This is a genomic window from Streptomyces phytophilus, assembly GCF_013870535.1.
Classification (GTDB): Bacteria; Actinomycetota; Actinomycetes; order Streptomycetales; family Streptomycetaceae; genus Streptomyces; species Streptomyces phytophilus.
Genome location: NZ_JACBXC010000446.1, coordinates 1 through 4,476 on the forward strand (window position 1 = coordinate 1; position 4,476 = coordinate 4,476).

The 4,476-nt window shown below is 72.0% G+C and carries 4 protein-coding genes; 3 read left to right on the forward strand and 1 reads right to left on the reverse strand.

The annotated features are described in order from the left end of the window. Window positions 1–889, reverse strand: an 889-nt coding sequence (locus tag H5J30_RS18850; protein WP_181788590.1) for a PAC2 family protein, incomplete at its 3' end; no start/stop codon positions are given. A gap of 261 nt (window positions 890–1,150) precedes the next feature. Between H5J30_RS18850 and H5J30_RS18855 the strand changes: the two genes are divergently transcribed. The 3 genes from H5J30_RS18855 to H5J30_RS18865 form a co-directional block, all read left to right on the forward strand. Next, the gene (locus tag H5J30_RS18855; protein ID WP_181788591.1) at window positions 1,151–2,482 is read left to right on the forward strand and encodes an enolase C-terminal domain-like protein; all 1,332 of its coding nucleotides are present in this window, start codon (window positions 1,151–1,153) and stop codon (window positions 2,480–2,482) included. Window positions 2,483–2,615: 133 nt separating this feature from the next. Next, window positions 2,616–3,662 carry a sugar ABC transporter substrate-binding protein gene (locus H5J30_RS18860; protein ID WP_181788592.1) on the forward strand — a complete coding sequence of 349 codons (1,047 nt, stop codon included), beginning with the start codon at window positions 2,616–2,618 and terminating at the stop codon, window positions 3,660–3,662. Between the two features lie 3 nt (window positions 3,663–3,665). After that, a partial coding sequence (locus H5J30_RS18865) for an ATP-binding cassette domain-containing protein (RefSeq protein WP_309505568.1) occupies window positions 3,666–4,476 on the forward strand: 811 nt, incomplete at its 3' end.

Sequence of the window (4,476 nt, forward strand, 5' to 3'; positions counted from 1 at the left end):
GCGGGCCCGACAGGTCGCGCAGGTACGGTCCGGCGCCCGGGTCGCGGCGGCGCAGGTAGCGCTCGAACTCGCGGGCGATCGCCTCGCCCGACGCCTCCGGCAGCTCCGCCGTGTCGCGGGCCTCCTCCAGCGTCTGCACGTACTCGGCGACCTCGCTGTCCTCCGCGGCCAGCTGGTCCACGCCCAACTGCCAGGCGCGCGCGTCCTCGGGCAGCTCGCCGAGCGGGATGCGCACCCCGATCAGGTCGTCGAGCCGGTTGAGCAGCGCCAGGGTGGCCTTCGGGTTCGGCGGCTGGGAGACGTAGTGCGGCACGGCGGCCCACAGGCTGGCGGTGGGCACGCCCGCGTGCGTGCACGCCTCCTGGAGGATGCCGACGATCCCCGTCGGGCCCTCGTAGCGGGTCTCCTCCAGGTCCATCGACACGGCCAGCTCCGGGTCGGAGGTCACTCCCGTCACCGGTACGGGCCGGGTGTGCGGTGTGTCGCCGAGGAGCGCACCGAGCAGGACGACCAGCTCGACGCCCAACTCGTGGGCGAAGCCCAGGATCTCGTTGCAGAAGGAGCGCCAGCGCATGCTGGGCTCGATGCCGCGGACGAGCACGAGGTCCCGCGGGTGGCCCTTGCCGTCGGCGTCCGCGATCCGTACCGCGGACAGCTGCGTGGTGGGCCAGGTGACCTTCCGTACGCCGCCGTGGAGGGTGACGGTGGGCCGGTTGACCTGGAAGTCGTAGTAGTCCTCGGCGTCGAGCGACGCGAAGACCTCGCCCTTCCACTCCCGGTCGAGATGGCCGACCGCGGAGGAGGCGGCGTCACCGGCGTCGTTCCAGCCCTCGAAGGCGCAGATCATCACCGGATCGACCAGCTCGGGCAGCCCCTCCAGCTCGATCACCCAGCGCCTCCTTCCGGCGGTAACGGCCCCTGCGGCCACGTGCTCCGAGACATGCGGCCCCCAGCCTAAGGCTTCCCCGCCGACGTGCCGTAGCCCGTGCGGCACGAGTACCGATTCATCCGAGGTGTGCCCCTTGGGGAGGGTTGGCAGCGCGTCAGTGCGGATAAATCACTCACTGCCTCTGGACGTTGGCAAGCCCACCCGGATATACATCGGATGACTGCTGAAAGATCCGATGTTCCAGACGCGAGGGAAGCCTGCATGCGACCGACTGTCACCGATTTGGACGTCTCCGACATCCGCTTCCCCACCTCCCTGGAGCTCGACGGGTCGGATGCCATGCACCCCGACCCCGACTACTCCGCCGCGTACGTCGTGCTCCGCACCGACGAACCCGGCGTCGAGGGCCACGGCTTCTGCTTCACCATCGGCCGCGGCAACGACGTCACCGCCACCGCCATCCGCTCCCTCGCGCCGTACGTCGTGGGCCGCCCCGCGCCGCGTGCCGCCGCCGACCTGGCCGAGCTGTGCACCACCCTCACCCACGACTCCCAACTGCGCTGGCTCGGCCCGGAGAAGGGCGTGATCCACATGGCCGCGGGCGCCGTGGTCAACGCCGCCTGGGACCTGGCCGCCGGGCAGGCGGGGCTGCCGGTGTGGGAGTTCCTGGCCCGCATGACCCCCGAGGAGCTGGTCTCCCTCGTCGACTTCCGCTACCTCTCCGACGCCCTCACCCCCGACGAGGCGCTGGCCCTGCTGCGCGCCGCCGAGCCCGGCCGCGCCGAGCGGGCCGCCCGGCTGCGCGCCGAGGGCTACCCCGCGTACACCACCACCCCCGGCTGGCTCGGCTACTCCGACGAGAAGCTCATCCAGCTCTCCAAGGCCGCCGTCGCCGAGGGCTTCGGCCAGATCAAGCTGAAGGTCGGCGGCGACCTCGACGCCGACGTACGGCGCATGCGGCTCGCCCGCGAGGCCGTCGGCCCGGACGTGCGCATCGCCGTGGACGCCAACCAGCGCTGGGACGTCGCCGACGCCGTGCGCTGGATGACCGCCCTGGCCCCGTACGCGCCGCACTGGATCGAGGAGCCCACCAGCCCCGACGACGTGCTCGGCCACGCCGCCGTACGCGCCGGGCAGCCCGTGAAGGTCGCCACCGGCGAACACGTCGCCAACCGCGTCATGTTCAAACAGCTGCTCCAGGCCGGCGCCGTCGACTTCGTGCAGATCGACGCCGCCCGCGTGGCCGGCGTCAACGAGAACCTGGCCATCCTGCTCCTCGCCGCCAAGCACGGCGTCCCGGTCTGCCCGCACGCCGGCGGCGTCGGCCTGTGCGAACTGGTGCAGCACCTGGCCATGTTCGACTACGTCGCCGTCTCCGGCACCCGGGAGGACCGCGTCATCGAGTACGTCGACCACCTCCACGAGCACTTCGCCGACCCGGCCGTCGTCGTCGACGGCCGCTACCGCGCACCCGAGGCCCCCGGCTTCTCCGCGCGGATGCACCCCGAGTCGCTGGCCGCGCACCGCTACCCCGACGGCCCCGTATGGCGGGCCGTGGCGCAGCAGGACGCCCGGCGGGACCAGGGGAGCTGAGCCCCGTGCCCGGCGCACCCCGCATCGCACCCCTCACCGCACCCCACGCCGCGCGGCCGGCCCCCCGGCACGCCGCGGCCCGAGCCGAACCCTCCAGCCGTACACCCGAGACGAACGACGGGACGGGACTCCCATGCTGACTCGCAGACTCCGCACGACCGCCGTCGCGGCCTGCACCACGCTCCTCGCAATCGCCCCGCTCGCCGCCTGCAACCGCGGCAACGACGCGGCCGGCGCCGACGGCCAGGTCGGCATCGACATGCCGCGCACCGACAGCGACTTCTGGAACTCCTACCACCAGTACCTGAAGAAGGGCGTCTCGGACGGCGTGGTCGACGCCCTGCCGATCACCAACTCGCAGAACGACATCGGCAAGCTCGTCGCCAACGTGCAGGCGTTCACCGACCAGGGCGCCGACGCCGTCATCATGGCGCCGCAGGACACCGGCGCCGTCGCCTCCACCCTGGAGCGGCTGGCGGAGGAGGACATCCCCGTCGTCAGCGTCGACACCCGCCCCGACAAGGGCGACGTCTACATGGTCGTACGGGCCGACAACGAGGCGTACGGCATCAAGGCGTGCGAGTACCTCGGCGAGCAGCTCGGCGGCAAGGGCAAGGTCGTGGAGTTCCAGGGCGACCTGGCCTCCATCAACGGCCGCGACCGCTCGGTGGCGTTCAAGAAGTGCATGGACGAGAAGTACCCCGGCATGGAGGTCTTCGAGCTGCCCACCGAGTGGAAGGGCGACGTGGCCTCCGCCAAGCTGCAGAGCGTGCTGGCCAAGGAGAAGTCGATCGACGGCATCTACATGCAGGCCGGCGGCGTCTTCCTGCAGCCGACCCTCGCGCTGCTGGAGCAGAAGAACATGCTCAAGCCCGCCGGCGAGGACGGCCACATCACGATCGTCTCCAACGACGGCATCCCCGAGGAGCTGGACGCCATCCGCGCCGGCGAGATCGACGCCACCGTCTCCCAGCCCGCCGACCTCTACGCCGAGTACGCGCTCTTCTACGCCCAGCAGGCCCTGAAGGGCAAGGAGTTCAAGCCCGGCAAGACCGACCACGGCTCGAAGATCGTCAAGATCCCGAACGGCCTGGAGGACCAGCTGCCCGCCCCGCTGGTCACCAAGGAGAACGTCGACGACCCCGAGCTGTGGGCCAACCAGCTCGAAAAGCAGGGCTGAGCCGTGCCCGCGGCGCCCCCCGCCGTACGCGCCGACGGCGTCGTCAAACGCTTCGGTCCCACGCTCGCGCTCGACGGCGTGCACCTGGAGGTCGCGGCCGGCGAGGCGCACGCCCTCGTCGGCCGCAACGGCGCCGGGAAGTCGACCCTCGTCTCCGTGCTCACCGGCATGGAGCGCCCCGACACCGGCACGGTCGCCTTCTCCGGCGAGAGCGCGCCGCCGTTCGGCGACACGGCGGCGTGGCGCGCCCGGGTCGCCTGCGTGTACCAGAAGCTCATGATCGTGCCGGACCTCACGGTCGCCGAGAACCTCTTCCTCAACCGCTTCACCGGCACCGGCGCCATCAACTGGCGCCGGCTGCGCACCCGCGCCCGCGAGCTGCTGGCGACGTACGGCGTGGACGTGGACCCCTCGGCGCGGGCGAAGGACCTCGGCGTCGAGCAGCGGCAGTTCGTGGAGATCGCGAGGGCCCTCAGCTTCGGCGCCCGGCTGATCATCCTCGACGAGCCGACGGCCCGGCTCGACGCCGGCGGCATCGACCGGCTCTTCGGCAAGCTGCGCGAACTCCAGCGGCAGGGGGTCGCCTTCCTGTTCATCTCCCACCACCTCCAGGAGGTCTACGAACTCTGCGACACCGTCACCGTCTTCCGCGACGCCCGGCACATCCTCACCGCACCGGTCTCCGGGCTGGCGAAGGAGGACCTGGTCGCGGCGATGACCGGCGAGGGCGCGCCCCCCGGTGCCGCGGGCACCGCCGGGTCGGCCGCGTTCCCGCGGCAGGCGGCGGCCGGCAGCGGCGCCGAGCCCGTGCTGC

Coding starts and splice junctions, on each gene's coding strand:
- H5J30_RS18860 (WP_181788592.1), top strand. CDS start 2,616: ATGCTGACTCGCAGACTCCGCACGACCGCCGTCGCGGCCTGCACCACG.
- H5J30_RS18855 (WP_181788591.1), top strand. CDS start 1,151: ATGCGACCGACTGTCACCGATTTGGACGTCTCCGACATCCGCTTCCCC.